The sequence below is a fragment of the Mycolicibacterium parafortuitum genome, assembly GCF_010725485.1.
Taxonomy (GTDB): domain Bacteria; phylum Actinomycetota; class Actinomycetes; order Mycobacteriales; family Mycobacteriaceae; genus Mycobacterium.
On record NZ_AP022598.1, the window covers coordinates 3,534,376 to 3,549,309 of the forward strand.

Annotated in this window: 14 protein-coding genes; 10 read left to right on the forward strand and 4 right to left on the reverse strand. The window is 68.4% G+C overall.

Translation table 11 applies throughout. The annotated features are described in order from the left end of the window. Positions 1-54: 54 nt before the first annotated feature. A complete protein-coding gene (locus NTM_RS16945) occupies positions 55-369 on the reverse strand; it encodes a type II toxin-antitoxin system VapB family antitoxin (protein ID WP_083145216.1) in 315 nt (104 codons plus the stop codon). Between the two features lie 147 nt (positions 370-516). Between NTM_RS16945 and hrcA the strand changes: the two genes are divergently transcribed. From hrcA to era, 10 genes are all read left to right on the forward strand, one after another. Then, a complete protein-coding gene (gene hrcA, locus NTM_RS16950; RefSeq protein ID WP_104863321.1) occupies positions 517-1,548 on the forward strand; it encodes a heat-inducible transcriptional repressor HrcA in 1,032 nt (343 codons plus the stop codon). 54 nt (positions 1,549-1,602) lie between these two features. After that, positions 1,603-2,751 (forward strand): molecular chaperone DnaJ, encoded by a 1,149-nt coding sequence (gene dnaJ, locus NTM_RS16955; RefSeq protein ID WP_104863320.1) that lies wholly within the window; start codon positions 1,603-1,605, stop codon positions 2,749-2,751. Between the two features lie 8 nt (positions 2,752-2,759). Then, a complete protein-coding gene (locus tag NTM_RS16960) occupies positions 2,760-3,503 on the forward strand; it encodes a 16S rRNA (uracil(1498)-N(3))-methyltransferase (RefSeq protein WP_104863319.1) in 744 nt (247 codons plus the stop codon). A 113-nt stretch (positions 3,504-3,616) separates the two neighbouring features. Beyond that, on the forward strand, positions 3,617-4,036 hold the full coding sequence (locus NTM_RS16965; RefSeq protein WP_163766931.1) for an MmpS family transport accessory protein: 420 nt from the start codon (positions 3,617-3,619) through the stop codon (positions 4,034-4,036). Beyond that, the gene (locus NTM_RS16970; protein ID WP_163766932.1) at positions 4,036-6,915 is read left to right on the forward strand and encodes an MMPL/RND family transporter; all 2,880 of its coding nucleotides are present in this window, start codon (positions 4,036-4,038) and stop codon (positions 6,913-6,915) included. The genes NTM_RS16965 and NTM_RS16970 overlap by 1 nt, the downstream gene beginning before the upstream one ends. Positions 6,916-6,969: 54 nt before the next feature. Then, positions 6,970-8,034, forward strand: coding sequence for a PhoH family protein (locus NTM_RS16975; RefSeq protein WP_163766933.1), 1,065 nt, complete (start codon positions 6,970-6,972; stop codon positions 8,032-8,034). A 31-nt stretch (positions 8,035-8,065) separates the two neighbouring features. After that, a complete protein-coding gene (ybeY, locus tag NTM_RS16980; protein WP_104863315.1) occupies positions 8,066-8,602 on the forward strand; it encodes an rRNA maturation RNase YbeY in 537 nt (178 codons plus the stop codon). Positions 8,603-8,618: 16 nt separating this feature from the next. Continuing rightward, a complete protein-coding gene (locus NTM_RS16985; RefSeq protein WP_163766934.1) occupies positions 8,619-9,917 on the forward strand; it encodes a hemolysin family protein in 1,299 nt (432 codons plus the stop codon). Beyond that, positions 9,914-10,234 (forward strand): cytidine deaminase-like protein, encoded by a 321-nt coding sequence (locus NTM_RS16990; protein ID WP_104863313.1) that lies wholly within the window; start codon positions 9,914-9,916, stop codon positions 10,232-10,234. Before NTM_RS16985 ends, NTM_RS16990 begins: the two co-directional genes overlap by 4 nt. Further along, on the forward strand, positions 10,231-11,148 hold the full coding sequence (era, locus tag NTM_RS16995; RefSeq protein ID WP_163766935.1) for a GTPase Era: 918 nt from the start codon (positions 10,231-10,233) through the stop codon (positions 11,146-11,148). Before NTM_RS16990 ends, era begins: the two co-directional genes overlap by 4 nt. Here the strand turns inward: era and NTM_RS17000 are convergent. The 3 genes from NTM_RS17000 to NTM_RS17010 form a co-directional block, all read right to left on the reverse strand. Beyond that, a complete protein-coding gene (locus NTM_RS17000) occupies positions 11,145-11,705 on the reverse strand; it encodes a dihydrofolate reductase family protein (protein WP_104863311.1) in 561 nt (186 codons plus the stop codon). The two genes, era and NTM_RS17000, sit on opposite strands and share 4 nt — an antisense overlap. A 63-nt stretch (positions 11,706-11,768) precedes the next feature. Beyond that, positions 11,769-14,378: a LuxR C-terminal-related transcriptional regulator gene (locus NTM_RS17005; RefSeq protein WP_163766936.1), complete on the reverse strand. Its 2,610-nt coding sequence runs from the start codon at positions 14,376-14,378 to the stop codon at positions 11,769-11,771. 52 nt (positions 14,379-14,430) lie between these two features. Continuing rightward, complete coding sequence (locus NTM_RS17010; RefSeq protein ID WP_163766937.1) at positions 14,431-14,928, reverse strand: CAP domain-containing protein; 498 nt, start codon at positions 14,926-14,928, stop codon at positions 14,431-14,433. Positions 14,929-14,934: the final 6 nt, after the last annotated feature.

Here is a 14,934-nt window from a genome sequence, read left to right on the forward strand (position 1 = left end):
AGGCATCCCGAAGGGTTTTGAGGAGTAGCCGAAACGGCAAGCGGTGGCGTCGGCTCAGCTGGGCTGCGGTAGCGGGGCGTCCATGTCGAACACCCGCGCGTGCAGCACCGTGCGGTTGCGCAGTGCGGCCCGAACGGCGCGGTGCAACCCGTCTTCGAGGTAGACGTTCCCGCGCCACTTGACCGCGTGCGGGAACAGGTCGCCGTAGAAGGTCGAATCTTCGGACAGCAACCGGTCCAGCGCGAGAACCGTTGTCGTCATGACCAATTCGTCGAGCCGGATCTGGCGGGGCGGGATCTGGGCCCATTGCCGGTGGGACAATCCGTGGTCCGGATAGGGCCTGCCGTCGCGCACCCCTTTGAAGATCATCGAACGCGCCTTCGCTGTCCTCGGTCCCCGCACTGACTCTGACTTTTGCTCGCCAGGGTATCCCGCCCGCGCCGACAGCGCCCCGCGTCCGCGCGTGCCCGTAAAATGGGAGCGCCAGGTCCGCTTGACGTCAGGGTGAGGTGAGCAATGGGCAGTGCCGACGACCGTCGCTTCGAAGTGCTGCGCGCGATCGTCGCCGATTTCGTCGAGACCAAAGAACCGATCGGATCCAAGACCCTGGTGGATCGCCACAATCTCGGCGTCTCCAGTGCGACGGTGCGCAACGACATGGCGGTGCTGGAGGCGGAGGGCTACATCACCCAGCCGCACACCAGCTCAGGCCGCGTACCGACCGAGAAGGGCTATCGCGAGTTCGTCGACCGGCTCGACGTCGTCAAGCCGATGTCCAGTGCCGAGCGGCGGGCCATCCTGAGCTTTCTGGAATCCGGTGTCGACCTTGACGACGTACTGCGCAGGGCGGTGCGGCTGCTGGCCCAACTGACCCGCCAGGTCGCGATCGTCCAGTACCCGATGCTGTCGTCGTCGACGGTGCGTCGCCTCGAAGTCGTCGGGCTGACACCGGCGCGGCTGCTCCTGGTGGTGATCACCGACTCCGGTCGCGTGGATCAGCGCATCGTCGAACTCGGCGACGCGATCACCGAGGATGAGCTGAGTCAGCTGCGCGATCTGCTGGGTCAGGCGCTGGAGGGCAAGCCGTTGGCCACCGCGTCGGTGGCGGTGTCCGAGCTGGCCACCCATCTCAACGGCCAGGGCACGCTGGCCGACGCCGTGGGCCGATCGGCCACGGTGTTGGTCGAGACGCTGGTCGAGCACCGCGAGGAGCGGCTGCTGCTGGGCGGGACCGCGAACCTGACGCGTAACACCGCCGATTTCGGCGGTTCTCTGCGGTCGGTGCTCGAGGCACTCGAGGAACAGGTCGTGGTCCTGCGGCTGCTCGCCCAGCAACAGGAGGCAGGCAAGGTGACGGTGCGCATCGGTCACGAAACCGAGGCCGAGGAGATGGCGAACACCTCGGTGGTCAGCACGGCGTACGGCAGTTCCGGCAAGGTGTTCGGCGGCATGGGTGTGTTGGGTCCCACACGGATGGACTATCCGGGAACCATCAGCAACGTCGCCGCGGTTGCTCTCTATATTGGCGAAGTCTTAGGTAACCGCTGACCTGCGGACCCTCGTCGGGGGTCTGTCGGGTCGGTCGGGTGGGAAAGGTTGAGCGTGGCACGCGACTATTACGGGCTGCTCGGAGTGAGCAAGAACGCGAGTGATTCGGAGATCAAGCGCGCCTACCGAAGGCTCGCGCGCGAGCTGCACCCCGATGTGAATCCCGACGAGGGCGCGCAGGCGCGCTTCCAGGAGATCAGCGTCGCGTACGAGGTGCTCAGCGATCCGGAGAAGCGCCGCATCGTCGACCTCGGCGGCGACCCGCTGGAGTCCGCGGCGGCCGGCGCCGGGGGCTTCTCCGGGTTCGGTGGTCTCGGGGACGTCTTCGAGGCGTTCTTCGGCGGCGGCACCGCATCGCGTGGACCGGTCGGCCGCGTCCGGCCCGGTTCGGATTCGCTGCTGCGGATGCGCCTCGATCTCGAGGAGTGTGCCACCGGCGTGACCAAGCAGGTCACCGTCGACACCGCGGTGCTGTGCGACCTGTGCCAGGGCAAGGGCACACACGGGGATTCGCAGCCGGTTTCGTGCGACACGTGTGGCGGCCGCGGCGAGATCCAGACGGTGCAGCGATCGCTGCTCGGCCAGGTGATGACGTCGCGCCCGTGCCCGGTGTGCGGCGGCGTCGGCGAGGTCATCCCTAACCCGTGTAACCGTTGCGCCGGTGACGGCCGGGTCCGCGCGCGCCGCGAGATCAGCGTGAAGATCCCCGCGGGCGTCGGGGACGGTATGCGGGTGCGGCTGGCCGCTCAGGGCGAGGTCGGCCCCGGTGGCGGACCCGCGGGCGACCTCTACGTCGAGGTGCACGAGAAGCAGCATCCCGTCTTCGTCCGGGAGGGCGACGATCTGCACTGCACGGTGTCGGTGCCGATGGTCGACGCCGCACTCGGCACGACCGTCACGGTCGACGCGATCCTCGACGGGCCCACCGAGATCACGATCCCGGCCGGCACGCAGCCAGGTTCGGTGACCACCCTGCGCGGTCGCGGTATGCCGCACCTGCGCTCGGGGGTGCGCGGCGACCTGCACGCACACATCGACGTCGTGGTGCCGACCCGGCTCGACCACGAGGACGCCGAACTGCTGCGCACCTTCAAGGAACGCAGCCGCGCCGAGGCCGAGGTGAGGTCCACGCAAGGCGGAGCATCCGGTTCGCACGGCGGCGGGCTGTTCTCCCGGCTGCGCGAGACCTTCACCGGCCGCTAGCTTTCCGCGTGCGCAGCCTGTTCTACGTCGACGACGGGATCCCCGACGTCGGTGCGCTTGCCGTCGTCGACGGCGACGAGGGTCACCATGCGGCGACGGTGTGCCGGACCAGGGTGGGGGAGCACCTCGACCTGTCCGACGGTGCCGGAGTGGTCGCGCACTGCATCGTCGAGGACGTCGCGAAGGGACGCCTGACCGCGCGCGTCCAGGACCGCCGCGTCCTGGAACCACCGGTGCCGACGGTGACCGTCGTGCAGGCGCTGCCGAAATCCGAGCGTTCCGAGTTGGCGATCGAACTCGCCACCGAGGCCGGCGCCGATGCGTTCGTCGCGTGGCAGTCCGCGCGGTGCGTCGCGCGCTGGGATGGCGCCGCCAAGACGGAGAAAGGGTTGCGCCGGTGGTCGGCCGTCGCGCGGTCTGCGGCCCGGCAGTCCCGGCGCCCGTACATCCCGGCCGTCGACGGCGTGGCGGTGCTGCGCGACGTGGTCTCCGCGACCCGCACGGCGCCGCCGGGATCCGTGCTGGTGTTGCATGAATCGGCGACCGACCCGCTGGCCGGGGCGGTGCCGGCCGGCGCGGAAGCGCTGACCCTGGTCGTCGGGCCCGAGGGCGGTATCACCGAGGACGAGCTGGCCGCGCTGGCCGACGCCGGCGCCCGGACCGTGCGGCTGGGGCCGTCGGTGCTGCGCACCTCCACCGCGGCGGCCGTGGCGCTGGGAGCCCTGGGGGTGCTGACGCGGCGCTGGTCCTGATACACCCCCCGGGGGTAGTACCACGGCCGACGGTTAGATAGGTTAGCCTTCCCTCTAGCCCTCACCGCCCCGCGGTTCGGACCGAGCCAGAAGGACTTCCGATTCTCACCCGTGTGACCCGAGCGTGGATACCGCTCGTTTTGGTGATCGTGCTGGTCGTCGCCGGTTTCGCGGTGTGGCGGCTGCGGAACATGTTCGCCTCGCATCCGTTGCCCACCTACGCCGGAAGCGTGACCGAGGATTCGAACAAGTCCGACCCGAAGATTCTGCGCTACGAAATCTGGGGTGAGCCCGGCGCTGTCGCCGACATCAACTACACCGACGCCGAGGGCGACGCGACCCAGCTCGTGAACGTCCCGTTGCCGTGGTCTGTCGACGTCGAGACCCACGCCGTGGCGTTGACGGGCAACATCGTGGCCCAAGGCGACGGCAGCTTCATCGGGTGCCGCATCACCGGCGACGGCCGGGTCAAGGACGAACGCACGATCTCCAACGTCAGCGCCTACATCTACTGCATCGCCAAGGCCTCCTGATGCGCCACAGCCACACCGATCTGCGGGACCGAAGGAACCTGCGGGACCCGCGCCCCATCCCGCAGTGGATCCGCCGTCTCGCCGTTCCGATAATCCTGGGCTGGCTCCTGCTCGCGGTGGCGCTCAATGCGCTGGTGCCCCAACTTGAGGTCGTCGCCGCGCAGAACGCCGTGTCGATGAGCCCGAGCAACGCGCCCTCGATGCAGGCCATGGCCGACATGGGCCGGCTGTTCGAGGAGTCGGACTCCGACTCGATCGCACTGATCGTGTTGGAGAGCGAGAACGAGCAGCCCCTCGGCGAGGACGCCCACGACTACTACGACCGGCTGATCGCCGACCTGACCGCGGCCACCGACCATGTCCGCAACATCCAGGACATGTGGGGTGACCCGCTGACCGAGGCGGCTGCCCAGAGCAGCGACGGCCGCGCGGCCTACGCAACCCTCAATCTCGCAGGCAATATGGGCGAGACGGAGTCGAACGAAGCCGTCCAGGCCGTCCGCGACATCGTCGCGAACTCACCGCCGCCGGATGGGGTGCGGGTGCACGTCACCGGCCCCGCGCCGTTGATCGCCGACGTGAACATCGCCGGCGAGAGCAGCATGGCGATCGTCCTGCTGGTCACCTTCGTGGTGATCATCGTGCTGCTGCTGTTCTTCTACCGCTCCATCACCACCGTCGCGCTGATGCTCGCCGTCGTCGGTATCCAGCTGGTGGTGGCCCGCGGCGTCGTCGCGGCGCTGGCGCATTACGAGATCATCGGGCTGTCGACGTACGCGACGAACCTGCTGATCTCACTGGCCGTCGCGGCCGGCACCGACTACGTGATCTTCCTGGTCGGTCGCTATCAGGAGGCGCGGACCTCCGGCGCCACCCACGAAGAGGCCTACTACGAGATGTACCGCGGCACCGCGCATGTCGTGCTGGGGTCCGGTCTGACCATCGCCGGCGCGATGCTCTGCCTGTCGTTCACCCGGATGCCGTACTTCCAGAGCATGGGCCTGCCGTGTGCGGTCGGCATCGCCGCCGGGGTCGCCGTCGCCCTGACCCTGGGGCCGGCGGTCGTGGCCGTCGGCAGCCGATTCAATCTGCTGGAACCCAAGCGCGCGATGCGGATCCGCGCGTGGCGCCGGGTCGGCACCACCGTGGTGCGCTGGCCCGGGCCGATCCTGGTCGGCTCGCTGGCGCTGTCGTTCGTCGGGCTTGCGGCGCTGCCCGGCTACCAGACCAGCTACGACGACACCCGCTACGTCCCGAAGTCGATCCCGGCCAACGCCGGCCTGCAGGCCGCCACCGAGCACTTCTCACTGTCACGGATGAGCCCCGAGATCCTCCTCGTCGAGTCCGACCGCGACCTGCGCAACCCGGCCGACTTCCTGGTCCTCGACCGCCTCGCCAAGCGGGTGTTCGCCGTCGAAGGAGTGGCCCGCGTCCAGGCCCCGAGCCGGCCCGACGGCGCCCCGATCGAGAACACCTCGATCCCGTTCCTGATCAGCATGCAGGGCGTCAGCCAGGTGCAGAACATGAAGCTGATGAAGGACCGCATGAAGGACATGCAGACGCAGGCGCAGGACCTGGGTCGCACGATCGAAACCATGCGCACGATGTACGGCCTGATGACGCAACTGTCGACCGTCACCACGGTGATGATCGACGACTTCACCGAGATGCAGCAGACCGTGCATCAGATCCGCGACATGATCGCCAACTTCGACGACCAGTTCCGTCCGGTCCGCAACTACTTCTACTGGGAACCGCACTGCTACAACATCCCGCTGTGCTGGTCGTTCCGGTCGCTGTTCGACTCGATGGACGGCATCTCCACCATGACCGAGTCCTTCGACAAGGCGCTGGTGAACATGGAGACGATGAGAGCGCTGCTGCCGCAGATGCTCGCGACGTTCCCGCCGATGATCGAGACCATGGAGAGCATGCGTCACATGATGTTGACGACGTTCGCCACCATGGGCGGCTTCTACGACCAGATGGACGAGCTGAGCGCGAACTCCACCGAGATGGGGAAGGCGTTCGACCGTGCCATGAACGACGACTCGTTCTATCTGCCCCCCGAGGTGTTCGAGAACGAGGACTTCAAGCGGGCGATGGAGAGTTTCTTCTCGCCCGACGGCAAGACCGTCCGGTTGCTGGTGGCCCACCGCGGCGACCCGACCTCGCCCGAGGCGCTCGCCCGCGTCGAGCCCATCAAGATCGCGGCGATCGAGGCGCTCAAGGGCACCCCGCTCGAGGACGCGACGATCCAGCTCGGTGGCACCGCGGCGACGTTCAAGGACATGTCCGACGGTTCCCGGTACGACATGATGATCGCGATCCTGTCGGCGCTGTGCCTGGTCCTGGCGATCATGCTGGTGCTGACGCGCAGCCTGATCGCGGCGATCGTCATCGTCGGCACCGTGGCGCTGTCACTCGGTGCGTCCTTCGGGGTCTCGGTGCTGATCTGGCAGCACATCATCGGTATCGAACTGCACTGGATGGTGCTGGTCATGGCGGTCATCGCGCTGATCGCCGTCGGGTCGGACTACAACCTGCTGCTGGTGTCGCGGTTCAAGGAGGAGCTCCACGCCGGGATCAAGACCGGCATCATCCGCTCGATCGGCGGCACCGGAAGCGTGGTGACGGTCGCGGGTGTGGTGTTCGCGCTGACCATGGCATCGATGGTGGTCAGCGACCTGCGGGTGATCGCACAGGTGGGTACGACCATCGGGCTCGGTCTGCTGTTCGACACGTTCGTGGTGCGCGCGTTCATGATGCCGTCGATCGCGACGTTGCTGGGCCGCTGGTTCTGGTGGCCGCAGGTGGTGCGGTCGCGGCCACCGCGCGCCGCCGGTAACCAGTTGGGTACGCCGCACCTACCGGGCTAAACTGGGTTTTCACCAGCATCGGACGAAACCCAGAAAGCAGGCAGAAAACCACACGTGGTGTCCCGCGAGAGCGCCGGCTCGGACGCATCCTCATCTCCTGGAGCGCAGGTCCGCAGCAGCATTACGGTTCCGCCCGAGTACGTCATGGGCCTGTTGGGCTCGGCCGATGAGAACCTGCGCGCACTGGAACGCCTGCTGCCCGCCGACATCCACGCGCGCGGGAATTCGATCTCCATCGCCGGTGAACCCGCCGACGTCGCGCTGGCCGAACGGGCCATCTCCGAACTCATCGAGGTCGTGGCCAGCGGTCAGCCGTTGACCGCCGATGCGGTGCGCCACAGCGTGGCGATGCTCAGCGGGGAGGCCGAGGAGTCGCCGGCCGAGGTGCTGACCCTGGACATCCTGTCGCGGCGCGGCAAGACGATCCGGCCCAAGACGCTGAACCAGAAGCGCTACGTCGACGCGATCGACGCGCACACCATCGTGTTCGGAATCGGCCCGGCCGGCACCGGCAAGACCTACCTCGCGATGGCCAAGGCCGTCAGCGCGCTGCAGTCCAAGCAGGTCAGCCGGATCATCCTGACCCGGCCCGCCGTGGAAGCCGGTGAGCGCCTTGGCTTCCTGCCCGGCACGCTGAGCGAGAAGATCGATCCGTATCTGCGGCCGCTCTACGACGCGCTGCACGACATGATGGATCCGGAGCTGATCCCGAAACTGATGAGTGCCGGCGTCATCGAGGTCGCGCCGCTGGCCTACATGCGCGGCCGCTCGCTCAACGACGCGTTCATCATCCTCGACGAGGCGCAGAACACCACCGGCGAGCAGATGAAGATGTTCCTGACCCGGCTCGGGTTCGGCTCGAAAATGGTTGTCACCGGCGACGTCACGCAGGTCGACCTGCCCGGCGGTGCGCCGTCCGGACTGAACACCGCGATGCGCGTGCTCGGCGACGTCGACGACATCCACTTCGCCGAACTCACCAGCGCCGACGTGGTGCGGCACCGGCTGGTGTCCGAGATCGTGGACGCCTATGAGCGGGCAGCGGCCAAACACGACGAACCCACGTTGATGAACAGGGCTCAGCGGCGCGCGTCCAGCTCGGGACGCCCACGGCGGTAACAGGACTGAGAAACAGGGACGTGGAAAAGCGATGAGCATTGAGGTGTCCAACGAATCGGGCATCGACGTTTCCGAAGAGGAACTCGTCAGCGTCGCTCGCTTCGTGATCAGCAAGATGGACGTCAACCCCGGCGCCGAACTGTCGATGGTGCTCGTCGACACCGCGGCGATGGCCGATCTGCACATGCGGTGGATGGATCTGCCCGGGCCGACCGACGTGATGAGCTTTCCGATGGACGAGCTCGAGCCCGGTGGGCGCCCCGACGCCCCCGAGCCCGGTCCGTCGATGCTCGGCGATATCGTGCTGTGCCCCGAGTTCGCCGCCAAGCAGGCCGCCGACGCCGGGCACACGCTCGGCCAGGAGTTGGCGCTGCTGACGGTGCACGGGGTGCTGCATCTGCTGGGCTACGACCACGCCGAACCCGACGAGGAGAAGGAGATGTTCGCGCTGCAGCGCGAGCTCCTCGAGGAGTGGGTGGCCGAGCAGGTCGCGGCCTACCACCAGGACCGGCAGACCGAGAAGGACCGCAGCTTGCTGGACAAGTCCCGATACTTCGACATGCCGTGACCCCGGGCGACGCTTCGTGACGAACCTCGGACAACTGATCGGCGCGATCGTGCTGGTGGGCTTCGGCGGCCTGTTCGCCGCCATCGATGCGGCGCTGAGCACCGTCTCGATCGCGCGCGTCGAGGAGCTGGTGCGCGAGGAACGACCCGGTGCGGTGCGGCTGCTGCAACTGATGGTCGACCGGCCGCGCTACATCAACCTGATCGTGCTGTTGCGCATGACATGCGAGGTCAGCGCGACGGTGTTGATGGCCGCCTATCTGGACGACTACTTCGGGGTCAGCCGCGGGCTGATGGCCGCCGCGGCGATCATGACGGTGGTCAGCTTCGTGGTGGTGGGCGTCGGGCCGAGGACGGTGGGCAGGCAGAACGCCTACACCATCGCGTTGGTGACCGCGCTTCCGCTGCAAGCGATCTCGGTGGTGCTGACCCCGATCAGCCGGCTGCTGGTGCTGGTCGGTAATGCGCTGACGCCGGGGCGCGGGTTCCGCAACGGCCCGTTCGCGTCCGAGATCGAGCTGCGCGAGGTGGTCGACCTCGCCCAGCAGCGCGGCGTCGTCGCCGACGACGAACGCCGGATGATCCAGTCGGTGTTCGAGCTGGGGGACACCCCCGCGCGTGAGGTGATGGTGCCCCGCACCGAGATGGTGTGGATCGAAAGCGACAAGACCGCCGGTCAAGCCACGTCGTTGGCCGTGCGCAGCGGGCATTCCCGCATCCCGGTGATCGGCGAGAACGTCGACGACATCGTCGGGGTGGTCTACCTCAAGGACCTCGTCCAGAAGACCTACTACTCCAACAACGCCGGCCGGGGCACCGCGGTGTCGGCGGTGATGCGCAAGCCGGTCTTCGTACCGGACTCCAAACCGCTGGACACCCTGCTCAGCGAGATGCAGCGCGACCGAGTGCACATGGTGCTGCTGGTCGACGAATACGGTGCGATCGCCGGGCTGGTCACGATCGAGGACGTGCTGGAGGAGATCGTCGGCGAGATCGCCGACGAATACGACACCGACGAGGTGGCCCCGGTCGAAGACCTGGGCGACGGCAGGTACCGGGTGTCTGCCCGGCTGCCGATCGAGGACCTCAGCGAGCTCTACGACATCCAATTCGACGAGACCCTCGACGTGGACACCGTCGGCGGCCTGGTGGCGCTGGAACTGGGCCGTGTGCCGCTGCCCGGCGCCGAGGTGGAATGGGACGGCCTGAGGCTGCGCGCCGAGGGCGGACCCGATCCGCGCGGCCGGGTCCGGGTCAGCACCGTGCTGGTCAGCCCTGTCGAACCGAAACCCGAAGACGGAGAAGAACGAGAATGACCCAGGCCCTCGACGACGAAGACACCAAGTTGGTGGTGCTGGCGCGCGGTGCGATGGGGCGCGCGGAGGCCACCAGTGGCGCCGCGGTCCGTGACCTCGACGGCAGGACCTACGCGGGTGCGCCGGTCACGCTCGACGCGCTGAAGCTCACGGCGCTGCAGGCCGCGGTCGCCGCCGCGGTGTCCAGCGGGGCGGCGGGTCTGGAGGCCGCCGTGCTCGTCGGCGGCTCGGCCGACGACGCCGGGGTCGCGGCCGTGCGGGAACTCTCCGCGGGCGCGACGATCATCGTCACCGACCGCGCGGGCACGCCGCTATGAGCGGGGACACCGAATTCCGTTCCGGCTTCGTGTGTTTCGTCGGCCGGCCGAACACCGGCAAGTCGACGCTGACCAACGCGCTGGTCGGGTCCAAGGTGGCGATCACGTCCAACCGCCCTCAGACCACCCGTCACACGATCCGCGGCATCGTGCACCGCGACGACTTCCAGATCGTGCTGGTCGACACCCCGGGACTGCACCGTCCCCGCACGCTGCTCGGCCAGCGGCTCAACGATCTGGTCAAGGACACCTACTCCGAGGTCGACGTCATCGGGATGTGCATCCCGGCCGACGAGAAGATCGGACCGGGAGACCGGTGGATCTACGAACAGATCCGCACCATCGCCCCGCGCACCAAGCTGATCGCGATCGTCACCAAGATCGACAAGGTGTCCAAAGACCGTGTCGGCGAACAACTGCTGGCGGTCAGCGAGCTGTTCGGCGCCGACGCCGAGATCGTGCCGGTGTCGGCGACCTCGGGCGAACAACTCGACGTGCTGATCGACGTCCTGGTCGCGCAATTGCCTCCCGGTCCCGCGTTCTACCCGGACGGCGAGTTGACCGATGAGCCCGAGGAAGTACTGATGGCCGAGCTGATCCGGGAAGCCGCGCTCGAAGGTGTGCGCGACGAACTGCCGCATTCACTGGCCGTGGTGATCGACGAGGTCGAGGAACGTCCCGGTCGTCCCGAGGACGATCCGTTGATCGACGTGCACGCCATCCTCTACGTCGAGCGGGATTCGCAGAAGGGCATCGTGATCGGCAAGGGCGGTGCCCGGCTGCGTGAGGTCGGCACCGCGGCGCGCACCCAGATCGAGAAGCTGCTCGGCACGAAGGTCTACCTCGACCTGCGGGTCAAGATCGCGAAGAACTGGCAACGCGACCCGAAACAGTTGGGCCGGCTTGGTTTTTAGGCCGCCTCGTAGCGCAACAGGACCGCCCCGCCGGGGTAGCTGCGGGTCTCCAGCAGCCGCAACGAGATCCACGACGGCAGGGTCGGAAAGAACGGGATGCCACCGCCGACCGCGGTCGGTGCGACCACCAGGCGGTACTCGTCGACCAGCCCGGCCCGCACGATCGGTGCGGCCAGCGTCGCGCCGGCGACCTCCAGTTGGCCGTCGGTCTCGGCCTTGAGTTTTCTGACCACCTCGACCGGGTCGCCGCGCTCGAGCCGGGAGTTCCAGTCGACGGACTCCAGCGTGTGGGAGAACACCACCTTGGGCATGTCCCGCCAGATCTGTGCGAAGTCGGCGATCAGCGGCGGCACATCCGGATCCTGGTCGGCGGTCGGCCAGTACGCGGTCATCAGCTCGTAGAGCCGCCGACCGTAGAATGCCAACGCGGTCTCACGCTCGAAGTCGTTCCAGTACTGATGCAGTTCCTCGCTCGGATCGGACCAGTCGATGTCGCCCCGCGCGTCGGCGATGTAGCCGTCGAGAGACACGTTCATGCCGTAGATGAGTCTGCCCACACTGAACAGACTGCACCGGCGGGCAGAACTCATCGCCACGCCACGCGGGATGATCCCGGTGCGTCAGCCCGTCCGGCGGGGGAGCAGCGCGGCGAGTTCCTCACGGGTGGAGGTGCCGGTCTTCGACATCGCCCGGTAGATGTGGCTCTCGACGGTCCGCACCGACAGGGTCAGCCGCTCGGCGACGGCGCGGTTCGACAGACCTTCGCCGATCAGCATCACGATCTCGTACTCGCGGTCGGTCAGCGGCAGGCGGCCGCTGGCCTGACGCAGCGCCGGCGTGCTGATGCCGAACTGCTCGGCCAACCCGGTCGCGTGCGCCGAACATCCCAGCGACGACCCCCGAAGCCCGCGGCGGCGGTACTCGATCGCGGCATGCGAGCTCGCATCGACGGCCGCGACGTGATCGCCGATCTGGGCGAACTGCTCGGCGACCGCGGCGAGTCCTGGGGCGTCGCCGTGCGCCAATGCCTCGGCGAACCGCGCCGCCAGCGCGGCCCGCGGCCCCTCGACCAGTTCGGCCAGCACCGACAGCCGTGCCCCGCAGCCGCGTTCACCGAACTGGGCCGCGGTCTGCAGGCAGATGACCTCGGCGGCGAATTGCCCTGCCGCTGCTGCCCGTTCGGCGGCGGGCAGCAGGATGTTGACCGCCTCACTGGCTGCGCCCTGACTCGCGGCCACCCAGGCCCTGGCCACACTGTGCTCGTGGTCGAGCTTGCGGAACGGGCGCGGCATCGACGTCAGCGCCTGCAAGGTCTGCGCCGCGGCGGCGGTGTCACCGCGCATCGCCAGCGCGGTGGCCCACGGGATCTGGTACCGGTAGCCCCAGCCGAGAGAATGGTTGGCGCACAGCCCGGTTGCCGCATGCTCGAGCAGCGCGCAGGCCCGGCGAAGGTCGCCGGCCCCGAGCGCGGCACGCCCCGCCACCGCCGTCCCGATCAGTTGTGTCGCCCCGGGAAGGTCGGCGGCCTGACTGTGCACCAGTGCGGCCACCTCACGGGCGTCGTCGATGCGTCCGGCCAGCAGCAATGCCCCCACGTGGGAGTCGGCGATGTTGAACCGCATCTGCGGGTTGTCGAAATCCCTTGTGGCAGCGATGTATCCGGACTCCGCGCGGGTGACCGCGGTGGTGGTTCGGCCGGCGTCGCCGTGGATGGTGGACAGCACCCAGGCGGTTTCTGCGCCGACCACCGGAGGCATGTCGTCGTGCGCCAGCTCCTCGGATGCGGCCAGTGCTGCCGCGGGCTCGTCCATCGCGAACCAGTACACCGCCAGGAACGCGTCGATGTAGCCGCGGTCCTTCGCCGGCGTGCTTCGGGACGCCTCGTCGATCAACGCCTTCGCCCCGTCCGGATCGCCGAGCGCCCACAGCAGGTTGCTGGCGCGCAGGAAGGCCAGCCGGGCCCGTTCGCGGTCGGTCAGGGTGGCCGGGTCGATCGCGGCCAGGACCTCGTCGGCCTCCCGTCCGCGGCCCAGCCACGACAGTGCGTGCGCGCGTACCAGACTCGGCTCCGCGCCGGCACCCGCCCGCACAGCCGCCAGCGCAAGTCGTTCGGCCAGAACGAGATCGGCGAGCCACACGGCGCCGTGCGCGGCCCGGGTCAGCAGGTCGGCGTCCGGGGCCAGATCCGAGTCCAGGCTCAACGCCGCGCGTCGCACCAGCACCGGGATCTCGTCGCGGTCGGCGGATGCCGCGAGTTCGGTCGCGACCAGCCGCCGCAGCCGGCGAAGTTTGGTCGCGGGGGCGTGCTTTCGCCGGACCTCGCCGTAGATCGGATGCGACAGTCGGACGTGGTGGCCGGTCGCGGTGGGCGCCAGCAGAATCAGGCCCCGGGTCTCGGCTTCCTCGACCGCATCCGGCTCGACGATCGTGCGCAGCGCATCCAGTTCGACGGGCTCGCCGACGGCGAGCACGTCGATCACGTCGCCGACGGGTCCGGGCAGATCGCCGGTGCGGGATTCGATCAGCTCGACCAGGCCCGGCGGCAGCCGCGGATCCCCGACCCAGTGCCATGTCCCGTCCACCGACGTGATGCGACCGTCGGCGATCTCCTGCTCGACGATATGGGACAGGTACAGCGTGTTGCCCAGCGTCAGATTCCAAAGCCGCTGGGCCGCATCCGGTTCCACCGGTCCGCCGAGCGCCTGCGACAGCAGCCCGGCGGTCTCGGGCAGCGGCAGCGGCTGCATGTGCAGCCGTTCCAGCCGCCCGGCCCGCCAGACCTCCTGCATGGCGGGCGGGATCGGGTCGCCCTCCCGAACGGTGAGGATCAGTTTCGCCGCCTGCCGCGAGACGATCTGGTGCACGACGAACGTCGACAGGTCATCGAGCAGATGGACGTCGTCGATCCCGATGACCACCGGCTCACCGGCGGGCGCCGCGGTCAGCGCGTCGATCACACCACGCAGCAGCTGCACAGGTTCGGCCACACCCGGCGGCGCCCATGTGGTGAACGCGCCCAGCGGAATCGACCGCGCGGATGAGGTGCCGACCGCCCACCGGGTGATCCAGCCGTGCCCGGCCGCGGTGGCCAGCGCCTCCCGCGCGACCCTGCTCTTACCGACCCCGGCGGCGCCGTAGATGACGACCCCGGACATCTCCGCCGACGCGAGCGCAGCCTCGACCGTCCGAAGCTCTCCGGAGCGGCCGACCAACGGCCACGACACTCGCACTCTGAAAAGAGTAGGAGCGCAGACCGGATTTGGATGCAGAACCTGAAAGAGGTCAGCCGGGCTGACCGTAGACCGCGACGACGACCGAGCGGTCGAGGCTGTTCTCCGACCACACGCCGATCTGGGTGTTGGCGCAGTTCGACATGATCGCCATGTAATCGGGACGGTAGTACCACTGGTTGAGGATCTCGATCCCGCTGATCGCCAGGGCGGGGTTGATCGCGACGGTCTCGGCGACCGTGCCGACGAAACCGGCGTTGTCGGCGCGCACCTGCGGGGTGGACCCGTCGGAGCCGATGTCGCCGTCCAGTGCCCGGTTACGCAGTACGTCGTTGGCGTGCCACTGCGCCGCGAGCTGCAACTGCGGGTTGATCTGGATCTCGGTGTCGCATCCGGCATGGTGCTGGATGGTGTAGACGTTGACGGCCACACTCTCGTTGAGCCGTCGGTTGTCGGCGTGCGCCGCGGGTGTGCCGACGACCGCCGCGCCGGCCAGCGCCCCGGCCACCGCGACGGCGGGCAGCGCGCGCACCACGTTGCTGACGGTCACAGCGGG

Excerpts from the sequence above, each read along its gene's own strand:
- NTM_RS16945 (WP_083145216.1), bottom strand. The coding sequence starts at position 369 with ATGATCTTCAAAGGGGTGCGCGACGGCAGGCCCTATCCGGACCACGGA.
- hrcA (WP_104863321.1), top strand. The coding sequence starts at position 517 with ATGGGCAGTGCCGACGACCGTCGCTTCGAAGTGCTGCGCGCGATCGTC.
- NTM_RS16970 (WP_163766932.1), top strand. The coding sequence starts at position 4,036 with ATGCGCCACAGCCACACCGATCTGCGGGACCGAAGGAACCTGCGGGAC.
- ybeY (WP_104863315.1), top strand. The coding sequence starts at position 8,066 with ATGAGCATTGAGGTGTCCAACGAATCGGGCATCGACGTTTCCGAAGAG.
- NTM_RS16990 (WP_104863313.1), top strand. The coding sequence starts at position 9,914 with ATGACCCAGGCCCTCGACGACGAAGACACCAAGTTGGTGGTGCTGGCG.
- era (WP_163766935.1), top strand. The coding sequence starts at position 10,231 with ATGAGCGGGGACACCGAATTCCGTTCCGGCTTCGTGTGTTTCGTCGGC.